Origin of the sequence: Corynebacterium pseudodiphtheriticum DSM 44287, assembly GCF_000688415.1 — a bacterium.
GTDB classification, from domain to species: domain Bacteria; phylum Actinomycetota; class Actinomycetes; order Mycobacteriales; family Mycobacteriaceae; genus Corynebacterium; species Corynebacterium pseudodiphtheriticum.
In genome coordinates, this window is record NZ_JIAH01000006.1 from 264417 (window position 1) to 281689 (window position 17273).

General features: G+C 54.4%; 16 protein-coding genes. 9 read left to right on the forward strand and 7 right to left on the reverse strand.

Annotated features, from left to right (window positions below; translation table 11 throughout):
• Positions 1-9: 9 nt before the first annotated feature.
• On the reverse strand, positions 10-849 hold the full coding sequence (locus O146_RS0104275) for a spermidine synthase (protein ID WP_023019623.1): 840 nt from the start codon (positions 847-849) through the stop codon (positions 10-12).
• A gap of 102 nt (positions 850-951) precedes the next feature.
• Here O146_RS0104275 and mnmA point away from each other — a divergent pair, with 102 nt between their 5' ends.
• Both mnmA and O146_RS0104285 read left to right on the forward strand, forming a co-directional pair.
• Positions 952-2043: a tRNA 2-thiouridine(34) synthase MnmA gene (mnmA, locus tag O146_RS0104280; RefSeq protein ID WP_024272798.1), complete on the forward strand. Its 1092-nt coding sequence runs from the start codon at positions 952-954 to the stop codon at positions 2041-2043.
• Positions 2044-2063: 20 nt separating this feature from the next.
• Positions 2064-3173 (forward strand): uroporphyrinogen decarboxylase/cobalamine-independent methonine synthase family protein, encoded by a 1110-nt coding sequence (locus O146_RS0104285; protein ID WP_023019622.1) that lies wholly within the window; start codon positions 2064-2066, stop codon positions 3171-3173.
• Here O146_RS0104285 and O146_RS0104290 read toward each other — a convergent pair.
• From O146_RS0104290 to O146_RS0104300, 3 genes are read right to left on the reverse strand one after another with little or no spacing between them, the layout of a single operon-like run.
• Positions 3170-3445 carry a hypothetical protein gene (locus tag O146_RS0104290; protein WP_023019621.1) on the reverse strand — a complete coding sequence of 92 codons (276 nt, stop codon included), beginning with the start codon at positions 3443-3445 and terminating at the stop codon, positions 3170-3172. The two genes, O146_RS0104285 and O146_RS0104290, sit on opposite strands and share 4 nt — an antisense overlap.
• Positions 3445-4458 carry a serine hydrolase domain-containing protein gene (locus O146_RS0104295; RefSeq protein ID WP_023019620.1) on the reverse strand — a complete coding sequence of 338 codons (1014 nt, stop codon included), beginning with the start codon at positions 4456-4458 and terminating at the stop codon, positions 3445-3447. Before O146_RS0104295 ends, O146_RS0104290 begins: the two co-directional genes overlap by 1 nt.
• 16 nt (positions 4459-4474) lie before the next feature.
• Positions 4475-5146: a 3'-5' exonuclease gene (locus O146_RS0104300; protein WP_021353121.1), complete on the reverse strand. Its 672-nt coding sequence runs from the start codon at positions 5144-5146 to the stop codon at positions 4475-4477.
• A gap of 82 nt (positions 5147-5228) precedes the next feature.
• Between O146_RS0104300 and ligA the strand changes: the two genes are divergently transcribed.
• Positions 5229-7334, forward strand: coding sequence for an NAD-dependent DNA ligase LigA (gene ligA / locus O146_RS0104305; RefSeq protein WP_035000583.1), 2106 nt, complete (start codon positions 5229-5231; stop codon positions 7332-7334).
• On the opposite strand, the gene O146_RS0104310 is transcribed toward ligA, so the two are convergent.
• The gene (locus O146_RS0104310) at positions 7331-7993 is read right to left on the reverse strand and encodes an ACT domain-containing protein (RefSeq protein WP_021353123.1); all 663 of its coding nucleotides are present in this window, start codon (positions 7991-7993) and stop codon (positions 7331-7333) included. The genes ligA and O146_RS0104310 overlap by 4 nt on opposite strands.
• Positions 7994-8189: 196 nt before the next feature.
• On the opposite strand from O146_RS0104310, the gene gatC reads away from it, so the two are divergent.
• On the forward strand, positions 8190-8480 hold the full coding sequence (gene gatC, locus O146_RS0104315) for an Asp-tRNA(Asn)/Glu-tRNA(Gln) amidotransferase subunit GatC (protein ID WP_021353124.1): 291 nt from the start codon (positions 8190-8192) through the stop codon (positions 8478-8480).
• Between the two features lie 60 nt (positions 8481-8540).
• Positions 8541-10028, forward strand: coding sequence for an Asp-tRNA(Asn)/Glu-tRNA(Gln) amidotransferase subunit GatA (gene gatA / locus O146_RS0104320; RefSeq protein WP_027017757.1), 1488 nt, complete (start codon positions 8541-8543; stop codon positions 10026-10028).
• A 68-nt stretch (positions 10029-10096) separates the two neighbouring features.
• Here the strand turns inward: gatA and O146_RS0104325 are convergent, their stop codons facing one another.
• Entirely contained in the window at positions 10097-10420 is a 324-nt protein-coding gene (locus O146_RS0104325; RefSeq protein WP_021353126.1) for a hypothetical protein, read from the reverse strand.
• Positions 10421-10468: 48 nt separating this feature from the next.
• Between O146_RS0104325 and O146_RS0104330 the strand changes: the two genes are divergently transcribed.
• From O146_RS0104330 to O146_RS0104345, 4 genes are all read left to right on the forward strand, one after another.
• Positions 10469-11899: an MFS transporter gene (locus tag O146_RS0104330; protein ID WP_272696771.1), complete on the forward strand. Its 1431-nt coding sequence runs from the start codon at positions 10469-10471 to the stop codon at positions 11897-11899.
• Between the two features lie 116 nt (positions 11900-12015).
• Positions 12016-13047, forward strand: a complete 1032-nt coding sequence (locus O146_RS0104335; protein ID WP_023019615.1) for a 6-phosphofructokinase — start codon at positions 12016-12018, stop codon at positions 13045-13047.
• Between the two features lie 58 nt (positions 13048-13105).
• Positions 13106-14614 carry an Asp-tRNA(Asn)/Glu-tRNA(Gln) amidotransferase subunit GatB gene (gene gatB / locus O146_RS0104340; protein ID WP_027017760.1) on the forward strand — a complete coding sequence of 503 codons (1509 nt, stop codon included), beginning with the start codon at positions 13106-13108 and terminating at the stop codon, positions 14612-14614.
• Positions 14615-14707: 93 nt separating this feature from the next.
• Positions 14708-16120 carry a YkvI family membrane protein gene (locus O146_RS0104345; protein ID WP_027017761.1) on the forward strand — a complete coding sequence of 471 codons (1413 nt, stop codon included), beginning with the start codon at positions 14708-14710 and terminating at the stop codon, positions 16118-16120.
• A gap of 29 nt (positions 16121-16149) precedes the next feature.
• On the opposite strand, the gene O146_RS0104350 is transcribed toward O146_RS0104345, so the two are convergent.
• Positions 16150-17244 (reverse strand): glutathione S-transferase C-terminal domain-containing protein, encoded by a 1095-nt coding sequence (locus O146_RS0104350; RefSeq protein WP_027017762.1) that lies wholly within the window; start codon positions 17242-17244, stop codon positions 16150-16152.
• Positions 17245-17273 lie beyond the last annotated feature (29 nt).

A 17273-nucleotide genomic window follows, 5' to 3' on the forward strand; every position in this document is an offset into this window, starting at 1 on the left:
CCTGGTCTGCTATTCCTGAGCCCACTGTTGTGTCTGTGCGGCATCAAGATATTTTGCGGGCATGGCACCTCGAAGTAGCGCACTGCGCATTTGATCGTAAATAGGAGTTCCCGCCTGCGGTAGCTCAGAATCGGACGCCAGGAGTACTATGTTTCCGCCACTGCGGCCTTGCAGCGTACCCGCATCGCTTATCAGCGCTACTTGGCGGAAAAACCTGTCTAAACCGGAAACTTCTTCTTGTACTTCGGCGGCGCCGTGGCGTGCACCGCAGTTAGCAACAAAAAGGCCGCCAGGTATTAATGCTTGATGCGCATGCTGGTAAAACTCTGTGCTTGTGAGCGAGCGCGGGGTGGTATCGCCAGAGAACACATCGCGAATGATGATGTCTCGGCTGGCTGGGCGAAAATTGGCAGTGGCCTCAGCTGCCTCGCCAGGGCGAATTTTTACAGTTGGGGCGCGTGGTATATCGAACCAATTGCGTACCTGTTCACCTAAGCTGGTGTCGAGTTCCACGACGGTGTGGCGAGTTTTTGGCCAACGCCACGCTAGGTAGCGGGCCATGGAACAGCCTGCGCCGCCCAGGTGTGTGATTCGTAGCCGGCCTGTATCCCAGCTGTGTGCGCGTACGAATTCTTCTATGCTGGCTGCAAACCAGCGCATATACGCAAAATCCAAATAGTCTGGTTCGCCGAGCAGTACGTGCGAGCTGGGAACGCCGTTGACATAAAGGTAGTAGCCGTTGTCGTGGAATGAATCAGGCTTGATCTCCGCATACCCTGTGCTGATCTCATATCGTCCGATGATTGATGAAGCTGTTTGCGCTTGGTTTCTTGCCCGTTTGCGTCCCATAGCGTGTCATTCTACGGGGCTTGCCGACGGATTTTGCAGGTAGATCTCGTCTCTGGTGAAGGCTGAAAGCATGGCTTTGACACTGGGCTTAAACTATGAGGCATGCGAGTATTGGTTGCAATGTCCGGCGGCGTCGATTCATCAGTGGCAGCTGCACGCGCGGTAGAAGCTGGCCACGATGTGGTTGGCGTGCATTTGGCTCTGCACCAAGATGCACAGCAAACCAGGGAAAAAGCGCGTGGTTGTTGCTCGTTGGAAGACGCCGCCGATGCCCGTCGCATTTGCGACAAGCTGGGTATCCCGTACTATGTTTGGGATTTTTCTGAGCGCTTTAAAGAAGAAGTCATTGATGATTTCGTTGATTCTTATGCGATCGGGGAAACCCCGAACCCGTGTCTGCGCTGCAATGAGAAGATTAAATTCCGTGCGTTGCTGGAAAAAGGCATGGCTCTGGGCTTTGATGCCGTCGCTACCGGGCATTATGCCACCATTGACGATGAAGGTTATATGCGTCGGTCACCGGACCAAAATAAAGACCAGTCGTACGTGCTTGGGGTGATTAGCGCTGATGAGCTAGCCCATTGCATGTTCCCGGTTGGCGATACACCGAAGCCGCAGATTCGGGAAGAAGCAGCTCGCTATGGTTTTTCTACAGCTGCGAAGCCCGATTCTTATGATATTTGTTTTATCCCGGATGGGCGGACCCAAGCATTCTTGGGTCGTTCGATTGGCATGCGCCCAGGCATGATCGTCGATAAGAATTCCGGAGAAAAGCTGAAAGAGCACGACGGGGCGTGGAATTATACGATTGGCCAGCGCAAGGGGCTGGATATTAAAACCCCCGCAGCGGATGGTCGTCCGCGCTATGTCACTGATATCGACGCCAACACTGGAACTGTGACTGTGGGCTCGCGTGAAGACTTACGCATCCAGACTATCGGTGCCGACCGACTGAAATATCTGCATCCGGCGATGGAGGGCGAGCTGAATTGTTTGGTGCAGGTGCGTGCGCACGGCTCTGTGGTGCCGTGTCGTGCGGTGGTGGATCGTGAAGCTGACTCGATGCATTTGGACTTGCAAGAACCGCTTTCAGGCGTAGCACGCGGCCAGGCAGCTGTGTTGTATATGCCAACCGATGATGGTTTGGGCGATATTGTGCTGGGCTCTGGAACTATCTGTTCTACAGGTTCTTAGGGCTAGGGCTGACGAGCCGGATGGAGTTTCGAACGTTGCAATCAGCGGAGGCACAGCACCAACCTGGAGAGCAAGAACAAGCGGCAAAACTTTTCCCGGGTTCACTAGCGCTTGGTCCGCTGGCCGGCACTTCGATGGCGGCAGCCGGGGACATGGTTATCAGTGAATTTGGTGACCAGTTACACTTGCCGCATTTGCCGCAACGCGGATTGGGATCCGACGCAGTTGGTTATAGCGCTGCGCTGCTGGAATCATTAAGTGTTGATCGCGGAGCTCGTAGTTGGCAGCTGAGCGCCCGCCCACAACGGTGGTCTTGGTTCTTAAAAGATCTCCGCGAGCGTGACATTGATGTGCTCGAAGAAACCTGGCAGCACGCAGGACAGGAGATCAAATTACAGGTCATGGGTCCGGTGAGCTTGGCAAGCCAGATCGAGCTTGCCGACGGCCATCGTGTGCTTAGTGACCGTTCGGCGTTATTCGATCTTGCTGATGCTCTGGCTGTGGGGATTGCGAATTTCCGTGCCGATGTGACTCGGCGTTTTTCTGCCACGACCGTGCTGCAAATTGACGAACCATACCTAGCCCAGTGCGTGCGCGGCGAAATTCGGGGTGCGACGGACTACCACAAAATTGCCCCGCTGGACCCAGATGATTTCGCAGCTTTGTTGGCACGTTGTTCCGAAGGGCCAGTTGAATATCTCAATGTTTCGGAGACAGATCACGACGCGTTACATCAGGTGATTGCTGATGCGGTTGCTGACAATAAGCAGCAAGCAAGCGTCAGCAATAGTGGCGGAGTACGGGAAATCATCATTGATCAACACCAGTTAACTGGCACTGCGAAACTTGATCAGCTCGCCGAGTTGATTGATGCCGGGGTACGGGTTGGTTTGGCTTGCGTGCCTCCAGATCTGATCTGGGATGATCGGGGAGAAAATCCCCGCCGCCTTGCCGTGCGGATTGCCCGCTTGCTCGACACTCTCGGCATCGAGCGGCTGGCGGGTTCCCGATTGATTGATATTTGCCCGCAACCGGGGATACCCGGAAAGACCATCTTGGATTGTGCTCGCACTTACCGGCTTAGCAGGGAGGTAGCGCGCATGCTGGCCGAGGATATCGGAGACCTCTAACTGGAAACCTTGCGGTTATGGCTTTCCAGCATGTAATAAACGATGAGCGTTACCGATGCGGCCATGAGCACGGCTAAACCCCACCAGACCCAAATGGGAACCAAGGAGTTCCAGGCGACGACGTAGGCAATGAACATCGTTAGCCCGATATTCACCAATAAGTTGATGATTTGGATCGATAAGGAGCCCTTTTTCTCCCGCGCTTTCCACGCGGCAAATCCCCAGTTGAAAATCAACAAGAATACCAGGACGAGGTTGATGATTGCGTTCATTACCGTACTTCCTCTCCTGCTAGCTGCAATCCAATTTGTTCTACACCACGCGGGGTATTGCCTGCGACGAAGGCAGCTCGTGCAGTCTCAGGCGCGACGACCAGCATGGCAGAATAGCCGCCAGTTTGTCCGTTGTGCCAACCTGCGCCGCTGTCTTTGTCGTCTGTAGAAACGGTTGGAGCCCAACCGTAATCGGGCAGGCCTTGTTCTAAGAGATATTCCGCAAATTTCGCCATATCAGCAGCGGTGGAGCGCACCATGCCCGCAGGTGCATAACCTTCCGTCACCCAGGGCTGAGCATGCCGCCCGTTGTTGAGTAGGCCTGCCGGTTGATCGTCGGGAAGCGGTTGGCTAGCCACGTAGGTATCGTGCATGCCTAACGGCCGGAAAAGTACGTCGTTAAGCATTTCTTCGTAGGTGGTGCCGGCATTTTCTGCTAGCGCCCAGCCGAGCAATGCGAAACCCAGGTTGGAATATTGTTCTTCACCACGGTTTTCCAATTCTTCGATGTCATTGGCAGCGGCAAAAATGTCGTCACGCCCAATGCCTTCGTATGGGTTGGTGCCCAGCACGGAAAAGCCCAAGTTTGAAGCGAAATTGACTCCCGCCATCCGGGGTAATCCGCCGGTGTGGTTGACGGCTTCTTCCAGTGTGACCGAGGCGACTGGTTCGTGTAGTTCGTCGATTAACTCGCCTAGGGTGGTGTCTAACTCCACCTCTTTGTTCTTGATTTCGTGGCGCAGAAGCTCGGCTGTCATCATCTTCGTGACTGAGCCGATTTCGACCTCAGTTTCGCTATCGGCACCCCAACCAGCGTATTCTGTCACGCCATCGTCGATAGTCAATGCGGTGAGCTGATTATGTCCGGGAACGGCTAATTCGGCTAGTTCAGCAGCCAGTCGTTTATTGCCGGTTGCTTGGTCTGCGAGCGCAATGCGTTGTGGACCCAGGGCAATGGCACCAAACAGCACCGCTACACCGGCAATGAGTGCGGTTGCGAGTGACTTTTTCATGCTGCCAATCTTACAATTAGCCCTGCATTGGCCAAGAAGTTGCTACCGACGAGGCATCTCGGTCACGGGAAGCTAGGTAGCGTTTAAATTCCATCTGCATTTCGTAGTAACCCACGGCTTGATACTCCATTAGCTCACCATCGTCCATCTTTGCTAACTCCGGGAACCGCTGGTTCACCTGTTTCCAGGCAACACGAGCCGCAGCCATGGCATCGGCGGTGGCTTCGTGCGCGTTATCCAGTGGTACACCGTATTCCTCGCACACTTTGCTTAATGTGCGTGGCCCTTTGCGGTATTTATCTTTCAGTTTGTCGATAACGAACGGATCAAAGACGGGGCCGGTCACTGTGAAATCCTCGTCTAAACTTCGGAGCACAGTCAGGTCGTAATTCGCGTTATAAACAATCAGCGTTTTGCCTTCGTCCCAGCCTTTCTTGATTGCTGCGATGGTCTTTGCGAGTACTTCATCGTGGTCTTGGCCGTGCTCGCGAGCGTATTGCGTAGTAATTCCGTGTACATCGGTGGCTGGTTGCGGAATTTCTATGCCGGGGTTTGCCAGCATTTCTTGCGAATCCACGGTCGAGCCTTCAATTGAGACCAGGGCAGAGGTGACAATCCGAGCCTCCTGAGGAATGTTCGAGGTTGTTTCTAAGTCGAAGGCAAGCATGCGGGAAGCGTTGAAACTCATGACCTACAGCCTAGACGCGCTTGTCCACAGACAGGCGCACTGGTTCGAACATTCAACGGAAGCTGGGCTCCTATTAGAATGGATGCACGTGAGTGATTTTGATGAAGCAGGTTTTGATGAAGCAGGATTGCGCCGCCGCTGGAATGAACTTGCCGACGAGGTTCGCTACCACCGTGAACGCTATTACAACGAGCAACCCGAAATTCCGGATGCGGAATTCGATGAGCTACTTCGTCGGTTAGCGAAGCTGGAGAAAGACTACCCGCAACTGGCGGTGCCTGACTCACCCACCATGGAAGTCGGCGCGCCGGTGCCCGAAGAGTCCAGCTTCGCCAATGTTGAGCACTTGGCGCCTATGCTGAGCTTAGATAACGCTTTTGACGACGGCGAGCTGCGTGATTGGCTTGCGCGTACCCCGGCTCCGGCCTACCTCACCGAATTAAAAATCGATGGGTTGTCGGTGGATTTGGTCTACCGCAATGGCCGGCTGGATCGAGCAGCCACCCGTGGTGACGGAACCACTGGCGAAGACATTACCGCCAACGCCCGGGTCATTGAGGATATTCCACACGAACTCACTGCTACCGAGGAATACCCGGTTCCGGAACTCATCGAAATTCGCGGTGAGGTTTATATGAACCCCGAAGATTTCGCGGTCATCAACGAAGAACGCGTGAAACTCGCTGAAGAGCAAGGTAAAAAGCCAGAGACATTCGCTAATCCGCGTAATGCGGCAGCGGGGGGCTTGCGGATGAAAAATACCGAAGAGGTGAAGAAGCGTCGGCTGCGCATGATCGCGCATGGTCTTGGCGCCCGGGAAGGTTTTGCACCCGCCTCGCAGTGGGATGCTTATAAGGCTTTGGAGGCTTGGGGGCTTCCGGTATCGCCGTACACCAAACGGGTAACGAGCAGTGCGGAAGTCCTTGCACAAGTGGAGTACTGGGGAGAGCATCGCCATGATGCTTTCTTCGAAATGGATGGCCTGGTCGTCAAAGTCGATGACTTGTCGACGCAGCGTGCGCTTGGAGCAACCTCACGCGCACCGCGGTGGGCGATCGCCTTTAAATACCCGCCAGAAGAAGTTACCACCAAGCTGTTGCGGATTGAGGTAGGCGTCGGTAGGACTGGTCGTGTGACGCCGTACGCAGTGATGGAGCCGGTATTTGTCGCAGGCACTACCGTTTCGATGGCTACCTTGCATAACCAGACAGAGGTCAAACGCAAAGGAGTATTGATCGGCGATACGGTGGTGATCCGAAAAGCCGGAGAGATCATTCCTGAGGTTTTAGGGCCGGTGGTGTCGCAGCGTGATGGCAGCGAGTATGAGTGGAGATTCCCCAGTGAATGCCCGTCATGTGGCAGCACCCTAGCGCCGCAAAAAGAAGGTGATGCCGATTGGCGCTGCCCGAATGCCCGCTCTTGCCCGGCACAACTAGGGGCGCGCTTGGAATATCTTGCCTCCCGTAAAGCATTCGATATCGAAGCCTTGGGAGAAAAGGGAGCGCACGATTTGATTGCCAGTGGGGTGGTGGTTGATGAATCAGATTTGTTTGGCATCAACGAAGAAGTGCTGATGAACTCCACTGTCTATACCCGTACGGTTAAAAAAGACAAGACTAAACGTGAGATCAATGCTTCGGGTCGGAAACTTTTAGAGAATCTAGAAACCGCACGGCAGGCTGATTTTTGGCGTGTGCTTATTGCTTTGTCGATCCGGCACGTAGGGCCTACTGCGGCACGGGCATTGGCCACGCGTTTTGGTTCGATGCAGGCATTGCGGGATGCCGACGTCGACAAGATTGCCGATGTGGATGGCGTTGGAATGACGATCGCCAATTCTCTGCAAGATTGGTTTAGCGTGGATTGGCATCGAGCCATCGTCGACAAGTGGGCTCAGGCCGGGGTGACTATGGAAGTCGAGGCCTCCCAACGTATGGAACAAACGTTGGAAGGGAAGACGATTGTGGTCACCGGAACGCTGGAAGGGTTTAGCCGCGATAGTGCCAAAGAAGCTATTGTTTCGCGCGGCGGAAAAGCTACCGGTTCAGTCTCGAAAAAGACTGATTATTTGGTGGCAGGAGAAAACGCCGGCTCGAAGGAAACCAAGGCTCGTGATTTGGGCGTGCGGATCTTGTCGGAAGAGGAGTTTGTGCAGCTTCTCGACGGCGCGTTAATTGCTGAGCACTAATCAATCAGCTTGCCCAGGATGTTTCCCAGGTGGCCCAGGTGTACTACTTCGCTGGCCAGGTAGTCTGGGCCGCCGGCGCGCCCGATGATTAAGACCAGTCCGCTGTCGCCTAGTGGCGCGCCAGCGAGAGCCGAATCCAAGATGCGCCAAGAATCAGGGATCCAGTCTTCGCTATCGGCAACCAAAACACGGGCAGAAGTGATGTCAATATCCGCAGGGATCGAACCGTCGTCTTCTGGGGCGGCGCTGGAGGCAGCCACGCGCGTGATCTTGTCGGTTGTGTCGACGATGATCGCCCAGGACGAAGTTAAGGCCTTCGGGAAAGCAGAGACAAAATCTTGTAAGGACGTACGTAACCCGCCGCGGTTGGTCGCCAGATGTGACAACATTTCGATTTGCCCGCGGCGGTCGACGCGGCCGGAAAACGGCCGAATAGAGTCAACTTCGACACCGTCAACGGAGTTGGCTGCAGTAATTAAAGCATCTGCCATTACTCCTTGGGGCAAGTCGACGACGATATCGTCCATGACGGCATCAGCAGAAAACGCTTCAATAATGTCGACGGATTGAATATTGCCGCCGGTTTGGCCGATGGCGTCAGCTAATTGTCCGAGCGCTCCGGGGGTGTCTGGGAGCAGGACACGGATCAAAAACGACATGATTTATTGCCACCACTTTCTGAACTTCGAGTTCGCTGTCACCATCGTAGCAATCTGGCGCGTTGCTTAGTTGGGCGAAACCTTGTTTTGTTGTCTCACGTACCGGACTATCAGGCGTTGCTTAGCTACAGGTTCCAGTGGCGTAGCATAGTACGGGAGAAAATTGATTCACGAATATTGAAGGATTGAATCGACTGTGTCAGAAATATCCCGCGAAAAAATCGAGCACCTGGCGAAGCTATCGCGTCTTGCTTTAAGCGATGCAGAAATCGCGACTTATGCAGAACAAATTGACGGCATTGTGAACGCTGTTTCTGCGGTACAAAATGTGGATACTGCCGGGGTAGAACCCATGAGCCATCCACATTCGGTGAACGCCACCATGCGTAGCGACGAAGTCGTGCGCACGCTGAATTCTGAGCAGGCTTTGGATCAGGCGCCGGACGTACGTGATGACCGTTTCGTGGTTCCCAAGATTCGTGGCTAGTTCAGTGCTCACCTGTGAGCGCATGATAAATACTGCACAAGCGATAGAGGTAGAGAATTAATGACTGAATTTACCCGCCCAACAGATGGCATCACCTCGGAAACCGCGGCGGATTTGGCGCAGCGTATCCACGACCGCGAGATTACTTCGCGTGAGGTGACCCAGGCGTATCTGGACCGCATCAACGACACTAACGAGACTCTGAATTCGTTCTTGCACGTTGGTGCAGAAGAGGCATTGGCCGCTGCAGATGCGGTGGATAAGGCCCTTGATAACGGGGAAAAGCCGGCTTCTGCATTAGCTGGGGTTCCGCTCGCGTTGAAGGACCTGCTGGTTACCACTGATGCGCCGACTACCGCGGCCTCGAAAATGCTGGAGGGCTACCGTAGCCCGTATGACGCAACCGTGACTCGTCGCTTGCGCGAAGCAGGCATTCCTATCCTAGGAAAAACTAACCTGGATGAATTTGCTATGGGTTCGTCAAACGAAAACTCGGCCTACGGGCCGGTGCGTAACCCTTATGACACTAACCGCACCCCGGGCGGATCTGGAGGCGGTACGGCAGCAGCCTTGGCGTCTGGGCAAGCACCATTGGGCATTGGTACGGATACCGGCGGTTCGATTCGCCAGCCAGCCGCACTGACAAATACTGTCGGTGTGAAGCCCAGCTATGGCACGGTTTCGCGTTATGGTTTGATTGCTGCTGCTTCTTCACTGGATCAAGCAGGCCCGTGTGCGAACACTGTGTTGGATACCGCATTGCTGCATGAGGTAATTGCGGGGCATGACCCCTACGATGCCACCAGTATCGATAAAGCGGTCCCGGACGTTGTTGCTGCCGCCCGTGCGGGCGCAAACGGCGATCTGACCGGGCTCAAAGTTGGTGTCATCAAGCAGTTCGAACGCGATGGATGGCAGCCTGGCGTGATGGAGCAATATCACAAGGCAGTACAGACGCTGGTGGATAATGGCGCGGAAGTCGTCGAAGTAGATTGCCCGCACTTCGACGACGCATTGGCAGCTTATTACCTGATCATGCCGTGTGAAGTGTCATCCAACTTGGCCCGTTTCGACGGTATGCGATACGGCAAGCGCGTGGGTGATGACGGAGAAAATTCCGCTAACCGGGTCATGGAACTTTCGCGCGAAGCTGGCTTCGGCCCAGAGGTCAAACGGCGCATCATGGTCGGAACTTACGCGTTGTCGGTCGGCTATTATGATGCTTATTACCTACAAGCGCAGCGCGTTCGCACCCTGGTGGCGCAAGATTTTGCCCGTGCATACGAAAAAGTCGACGTGCTGGTATCACCAACGACGCCGACTACAGCTTTCCCTCTGGGGGAAAAGGTTGAAGATCCAACCGCGATGTACAACTTCGACTTGTGCACACTGCCGTTGAACTTGGCTGGTGTCTGCGGTATGTCCGTACCTTCTGGTATGGCGGGAGATACCCAGTTGCCAACCGGTCTACAGATTATGGCTCCGGCTTTCGCCGACGAACGTTTGTACCGCGTTGGTGCAGCCTACGAGGCTTTAGTGCGCAATTAAAATGAAATAGGACGTACCCGGTGCTGGCCAAGTATTAGGCGCGGTGCCGGGTACGATCCACCAGTGCTTTATTTCCGATCGGATAGGGCGTACGCCGCACCCGCGGTGGCTGCGGTTACCACGCCAACTGCTGGCCAGGAGCCGATCTTCTTGGCCAAAGGGTGCGATAGGCCGAATGCTGCGATGTATCCGCCCAGCAATCCAGCCGTGGTTGCCGGAGTGGTCTTAGCAGCCCACGAGCGTGCCGCCCAGTAACCAGCAGAGCCGAGTATCACACCACCGAGGGGGCGGATTCCGGTCTGGACGGCGGTGAGATAGCCGCCCACCAAACCGAAAGCGGTGGTGGTTGCCGTCGATACTTCTTGCGGAGATTTCTTATCGATTAATGCCATGCCCGTTAGTCTAGGCCTCAGCACTGGTTCCGCGCTAGGATCAGCGGAGTGACTCCCTCGCACGGCCGACGACAGACGTCCGCAGAAAATAGGCATACCGCTGCCGAATCGACAGTGCTCCCAGAAGCCCAGGCATGGAAGGCTATGTTCGCCCTCTCATTGGGCTTTTTCATGTCTTTGCTGGATCAAACCCTAGTTGCGGTGGCACTTCCGAGCATACGACGAGAATTCGATGCTTCGTTGGCACAAACCCTTTGGGTATCTTCCGGGTTTCTCCTGTTCGTGGTGGTTCCTTTGTTGTTTACCGGCCGGTTGGGAGATCGGTTCGGACAAAGACGCCTCTTTCGCATTGGTATTACCGTCTTTGTTATTGGTGCGGTCGCTTCCGCTACAGCATCTAGTATCGAATTATTGATTGCTGCTCGTTGCTTACAAGGACTCGGCGCATCCATTCAAATGCCGCAGACTATGTCGGTAATCAACCGAGTTTTTGCCCGTGAGCGTCGTGGGCGCGCGTTAGGGGTATGGGGAATTATCGGCTCGGTAGCTGCGATTACCGGGCCGGTACTCGGTGGCGCACTAATTAACTCGTCTTCATGGCAGGCGGTATTTCTTATCCACGTGCCTTTAGGCGTCCTAGCCGTTGTCTTGGCGACGCTGTGGGTACCTCGTATGCCGACCTATGCCCGAAAGCTAGATCCACTGTCCGTGGCAGTGTCCTTGCTTTCTATGCTGTTATTGGTTGGTGCGATCCAGCAGGCGCCGGAGGCCGACTGGGCGTGGTGGATTTGGCTCATGCTGTTGGCCGGCATCGCTGGTTTGTATGGCTTTATTAGGTTGCAAGCTACTGCGCAGGCACGTGGCGTGGAAGCCATGATCCCGTTGTTTTTATTCCGGAATCACAATTACCGGCTGGGGATTATCATCATCGCGTGCATGGGTTTTATGGCGGCGTCGTTGATGCTACCGATCATGCTGTGGTTGCAAGACGGTCAGGGCTTGGACTCTGCTAGCGCGGGTCTGTTGATGGTTCCTATGGCGTTGACCTCGTTATTTGTGTCGCCGATCGCGGGCATCATGGCGGATAAATTCCATCCGCGCAATCTTGTCGTCGCTGGGTTTAGCACGATGCTGAGTGCGTGCGCAGCATGCTGGTGGATCATGGCTCATGAGTTTCCTCTCTGGTGGCTTGCGGTTGCCGTGAGCCTTTTGGGAATCGGCCAGTCTTTTGTCTGGGGCACGAACTCGGCTACTACCATGCGTGATGTGGAACCTCGAATCATGGGTGCTGCCTCAGGCGTTTATAACACCGCGCGGCAATTAGGCTCGGTGTTCGGTGTGTCTATTTTATCGGCGTTGCTGCAAATCACTGTCGCTGCTTCGGGTTTAGCGGTGGGGGCTGCCAATGCGCTCTTGTTGCTCGTGGTGGTATTGGCCATCGGTTTGTTGACCTCGTTGTTTTATCGTAAAACTATTTAGAATTCGGCCGGCAACAGGTATTCGTGGCTGTGGCGAGAATGCTAAAAATTGGGAGTAGTCGGTAGCGAGACGTACCGCACGCTGCAACTCTGCGCTGGCTTGCCTACAGTAGAAGCATGCGTATTGCCACATTGACTTCGGGCGGCGACTGTCCAGGTCTGAACGCCGTTATCCGTGCCGTCGTTCGCACGGCGAATCAGGAACATGATTCCACTGTCGTCGGTTACCGCGACGGCTGGTTGGGCTTGTTGGATGACGATCGTGTCGACCTTTACGACGATGACGCCATCGATAAGATTTTGGTTCGCGGTGGCACTATTTTAGGAACCGGACGCTTACACCCGGATATTTTCAAAGCTAATTTAGAAACGATCAAGGATAATCTTGCTGACGCCCGCGTCGATGCGTTAATCGCAATTGGCGGTGAAGGCACGCTGAAAGGCGCGAAATGGTTGGCTGATAACGGTGTCCCTGTGATTGGCGTGCCGAAAACCATTGATAATGATGTGTTGGCAACTGATTACACCTTTGGATTTGATAGTGCAGTCGCGGTTGCTACTGACGCAATTGACCGCCTGCACGCTACTGCGGAATCACACCAGCGGATCTTTATCGTGGAAGTCATGGGGCGGCATACCGGATGGATTGCTTTGCACGCAGGTTTAGCCGGAGGTGCTCACCATATCGTGATTCCGGAAGTTCCTTTCGATGTCAGTGAAATCACCAAGTCGATGGAACGGCGTTTCCAGATGGGGGAGAAGTACGGCATTATCGTGGTCGCGGAAGGTGCGCAACCGCGACCAGGCACTATGGCGGTTGATGACAAGGGGGTCGACGAATTCGGCCACCGTCGGCTCGGTGGTATGGGGCAGTTGATCGGGGAGGAAATATCACGTTCTACTGGTTATGACGTGCGGACCACCGTACTGGGACATGTGCAGCGTGGAGGTACCCCCACCGCGTTTGACCGTGTCCTCGCCAGCCGATTTGGCGTGCATGCCACCCGCGCGGCCCATCGCGGCGAATTCGGCTCCTGCGTGGTGTTAAAAGGAGAGTATATCGAGACGCTTCCGCTGGCAGAAGTCGTCTCTAGGCTCAAAACTGTGCCTATGCGTCGTTACGAAATTGCCCAGGCGCTGTTCGGCTAAATAGCGGTGCTGAAGCCCCGTGCACGAAGTCCCGGCCAAAACCATTACCATGGTGGCTATGACTGCTGCGATGTATGATTTGCTGGACTACGACGAAGTCCTAGAAAAGTACGACCCGGTGATGGGTCTTGAGGTCCATGTTGAGTTGGGGACGGAAACCAAGATGTTTTCTACCTCCTCGGCGCATTTCGGTGATGCACCAAACTCAAATGTCGATCCGGTGTCGCTGGGGCTTCCTGGCGCACTGCCTGTAGTTAACGCCAAAGGCGTGGAATGGGCTATCAAGATTGGCCTGGCATTGAATTGCCAGATTGCAGAATCTTCCCGGTTTGCCCGGAAAAATTATTTTTATCCGGATCAGCCGAAAAACTACCAAATTTCGCAGTACGATGAGCCGATTGCTTACGACGGCTACCTCGATGTGGTATTGGATGACGGCACCGAGTGGCGTGTAGAAATTGAGCGCGCGCATATGGAAGAAGACACCGGCAAGTTGACCCACTTGGGTGGCGCTGATGGTCGTATTCACGGTGCGACTGCGTCATTGGTTGATTACAACCGTGCTGGCATTCCGTTGATCGAGATTGTGACTAAGCCAATCGTCGGCGCCGGCGAGCGGGCCCCGGAGGTTGCTCGCGCTTATGTGACCGCTTTACGTGAACTGGTTGCAGCGCTCGGCGTCTCTGATGCTCGCATGGATCAGGGATCAATGCGAGTAGATTCCAACCTTTCCTTGCGTCCAAAGGGCAGCGAGGAATTCGGAACTCGTACCGAGACGAAAAACATCAACTCGTTGAAATCAGTAGAGCAGGCCGTACGGTTCGAAATGCAGCGCCAAGCTTATGCATTGGATAACGGCGAAGAGATTGCCCTGGAAACTCGCCACTACCAGGAGTCGGACGGTTCGACGGCCCAGGGACGCCCGAAAGAGACTGCGGAAGATTACCGCTATTTCAACGATCCAGACTTGCCACCGGTATCTGCTCCGCGCGAATGGGTAGAAGAAATCAAGCAGACCCTTCCAGAAATGCCGTGGATTCGCCGTGCGCGTATTCAGGAAGAGTGGGGCCTGAAAGATAAAGAGATGCGTGATCTCGTCAACGCGGGTGCGCTCGAGCTAATCATTGAGACTACGGAGCACGGTGCGACCGCCGATGAGGCTCGTGCCTGGTGGGTTTCTTACTTGTCTGGTAAGGCCAACGAAAGTGGCCTGGAACTGGCTGCGTTGCAGATTAGCCCGGCACAGGTTGCGCGCGTCGTGGAGTTGGTCAAGGAAGGAAAGTTGACCACGAAGCTGGGGCGTAAGGCCGTCGACGGGGTTTTGGAAGGCGAAGGTGATGTCGACGAGGTCGTCGCCAAGCGCGGTCTTGAGGTCGTTCGTGATGATGGTGCGATTGAAAAAGCAGTTGATGACGCCTTGGCCGATAACCCGGATATTGTGGAGAAGTACCGCGCCGGAAACAAGAAAGTCACTGGCGCTATCGTCGGTGCCGTGATGAAAGCTACGCAGGGTAAAGCTGACCCAGGTCAAGTCAACAAATTGATCGCGGAAAAGCTAGCGGAATAAACGCTCAACAATACAAAATGCCTTAGTGCGTGTATCGTAGGAACGTCAATTCTTCGAAGACAATGTTCTTACACTAAGAAAGAGCGATGATTCGTGTCTTATACACGCATTACAGGTATTGCCCTGTCCTTTGTGGGCCTCGTTGTCGGTGCAGGTTTTGCAACCGGCCGTGAGGTCGTACAGTATTTCTCGTCCTATGGAATGTGGGGGCTAGCAGGTGCTGCGGTAGCAGGCATCATTATGGCCCTGGCTGGAACTGTGTTTCTGCAATTGGGCAGTTATTTCCATGCCCGCGAACACCGCTTGGTGTTTAAACGCACCACACATCCAATCGTCTCCATCTTGTTGGACATTTCGGTAGTCATCACCCTGTTCTCTATCGGCTTTGTGATGCTTGCAGGTGCCGGTTCTAACTTAGAGCAGCAGTTCGGGTGGCAGCCATGGATTGGTTCCACGGTTATGCTGGTGCTGGTTCTTGTAGCCGGAATGTTGGATGTCAATAAAGTTTCGCGCATCATCGGTTTGCTTACGCCGTTGATTATCATCGCGATTGTTTCTGTTGCCATCTATACCTTCTTCAACTGGCCAGACGATGTGAATTTGGTTGCGCAACGTTCTGCTGAAATTGAGAGCCCAATTAGTAACTGGCTGTTGTCGGCTCTTAACTACAACGGTCTTGCGTTGATCCTTGCGGTCTCGATGACCTTGGTTATTGGTGGCGACTACCTGGATCCACGTGAAGCTGGTTGGGGTGGCTTGTTCGGTGGTATCGCTTACGCCATCATGTTGGTCCTGGCGACCATGGCGATGTTGTTCAATGCAGAGTTGATTGATGGAACCTCGATTCCGATGCTCACCCTGGTTGATGACATCAACGAAAACCTCGGCCTGATCATGGCGCTAGTGATCTTCGCCATGGTGTTTAACACCGCAATTGGTATGTTCTACGCTCTCGGTAAGCGCCTTTCCGCTGGCCGCGAGAACCAGTACCGCGTGATCTTCATTGTGGGCACCTTGCTGGGATTTGCCGTCAGCTTTATCGGCTTCGACATCCTGATGCAATACGTTTACCCAGTTCTGGGTTACATGGGCATGTTCATGGTTGTGGTGCTGGTTGGTGCCTGGATTAAGTCTTTCTCGCGGATTCGCGATGAAGCCACTAAACGCGCGCGCTTGCGCCAACTGATGTACTTGTCTTTGCACCCTGATAAGGAACTTGAAAAGAAGCACAACGAAGAAATGCAGAAGTTGGTTTCGGAGTCCAACTTGGGCGACAAGGAACTGTACAACTACATTTCGGATGAAGTCGCCACCCAGCTGGATGATGACGATGATGTCGATTTCAGCATCGGCGAAGACTACAAGTTGCTTGCCGACGAAAACCAAGCAGAAGCCAAGGAAGAAAAGACGGCAGATACTTATGCGGATTCTCTCGCCCAGGATTCCGTGCGGCCTGCAGATGAGTCTCCTTCTGAAAAAGAAGAGAAGCGATCGCAAGCCGATTAATCGGATGGGCGTTTAGTTTTCTACCCGACCTAATGTAAGCGGAAAAGTTCGCGTTGCATTTGGGTCGGGTTTTTTAGTTTTTCTTCTTCGGGTAGTGCGCCGGGGAGGCTGGTGCCTTCCGCGAATGGTGCACCAGCTAGATGGTCACGCCCGTGTGGTTGTGCCAGCCCGGACATGTCTGGGCCAGCGGGCACGATCTGCGTAGGATTAACTTCGCGGTGCACGATGTAATAATGTTGTTTGATCTCGGTGAAGTCCGTCGTGTCGCCAAACCCAGGGGTTTGGAATAGTTCGCGCAGGTAGCCGTAGACGTTATGCATTTCGCTGATTTTGTTGCGGTTGGCTTTGAAATGACCATGGTAAACGGCATCAAAGCGAATCAAGGTAGCGTAAGCCCGGATATCGGTTTCGGTGATGTGCTCACCCATGATGAAACGCCGGGATGCTAGGCGCTGTTCGAGCCAGTCCAATACTTCGAAGACATCTGCGTAGGCTTGTTCGTAGGCTTCTTGCGATGCGGAGAATCCACAGCGGTAGACGCCATTGTTGAATTTTTTGAAGATGAACTCGTTAATCTCGTGCATTTCTGCGTGTTGCTCGCGCGGTGGGAGTAGGTTCGGGGCTCCTTCGCGGTGGTATTTTGTCCATTCGGTCTGGAAATCGCGCACGAGCGACGAGAAATCGTTGGTGACTACTTTTCGGCTAGATTCTTCTACTAGCGCAGGCACTGTGATGCCGCGGGGATAGTCGGAGAAGCGGTTAAAGTAGGCGTCCTGGAGACGAGGAATGCGTAGTACAGGATCGACCTGGCCTGGGTCCAGGTCGAAGGTCCAGGAACGTTTGTCGTGTGTAGGGCCGGCTAGCCCTAGGGAAATGACGTCTTCTAGACCTAGTAGTCGGCGCACTATCACTGCGCGGTGTGCCCAGGGGCAGGCGCGTGCCGCTACCAGGCGGTACCGGTGTGGTTGGACTGGCCAATGCATGACGTTCTGCTCTGCTAGTTGCGCCTGGGTGGTGCTTACTGATGCGAGGATACGGTCCCCGATGTAGTTGGTATCGCGTCGGAATTCTCCGCTAGTGGCGGCGTTGTGGGCGTCTCCGGCCCAATCATCTGTTTGTGGCATGCGTGATTGCTCTCTCTAAAACGGAAACT

What these genes read in the sequence shown, in the direction of transcription:
- O146_RS0104275 (WP_023019623.1), bottom strand. Translation starts at nt 849, where the DNA reads ATGGGACGCAAACGGGCAAGAAACCAAGCGCAAACAGCTTCATCAATC.
- mnmA (WP_024272798.1), top strand. Translation starts at nt 952, where the DNA reads ATGCGAGTATTGGTTGCAATGTCCGGCGGCGTCGATTCATCAGTGGCA.
- O146_RS0104285 (WP_023019622.1), top strand. Translation starts at nt 2,064, where the DNA reads ATGGAGTTTCGAACGTTGCAATCAGCGGAGGCACAGCACCAACCTGGA.
- O146_RS0104290 (WP_023019621.1), bottom strand. Translation starts at nt 3,445, where the DNA reads ATGAACGCAATCATCAACCTCGTCCTGGTATTCTTGTTGATTTTCAAC.
- O146_RS0104295 (WP_023019620.1), bottom strand. Translation starts at nt 4,458, where the DNA reads ATGAAAAAGTCACTCGCAACCGCACTCATTGCCGGTGTAGCGGTGCTG.
- O146_RS0104300 (WP_021353121.1), bottom strand. Translation starts at nt 5,146, where the DNA reads ATGAGTTTCAACGCTTCCCGCATGCTTGCCTTCGACTTAGAAACAACC.
- ligA (WP_035000583.1), top strand. Translation starts at nt 5,229, where the DNA reads ATGCACGTGAGTGATTTTGATGAAGCAGGTTTTGATGAAGCAGGATTG.
- O146_RS0104310 (WP_021353123.1), bottom strand. Translation starts at nt 7,993, where the DNA reads ATGTCGTTTTTGATCCGTGTCCTGCTCCCAGACACCCCCGGAGCGCTC.
- gatA (WP_027017757.1), top strand. Translation starts at nt 8,541, where the DNA reads ATGACTGAATTTACCCGCCCAACAGATGGCATCACCTCGGAAACCGCG.
- O146_RS0104325 (WP_021353126.1), bottom strand. Translation starts at nt 10,420, where the DNA reads ATGGCATTAATCGATAAGAAATCTCCGCAAGAAGTATCGACGGCAACC.
- O146_RS0104335 (WP_023019615.1), top strand. Translation starts at nt 12,016, where the DNA reads ATGCGTATTGCCACATTGACTTCGGGCGGCGACTGTCCAGGTCTGAAC.
- gatB (WP_027017760.1), top strand. Translation starts at nt 13,106, where the DNA reads ATGACTGCTGCGATGTATGATTTGCTGGACTACGACGAAGTCCTAGAA.
- O146_RS0104350 (WP_027017762.1), bottom strand. Translation starts at nt 17,244, where the DNA reads ATGCCACAAACAGATGATTGGGCCGGAGACGCCCACAACGCCGCCACT.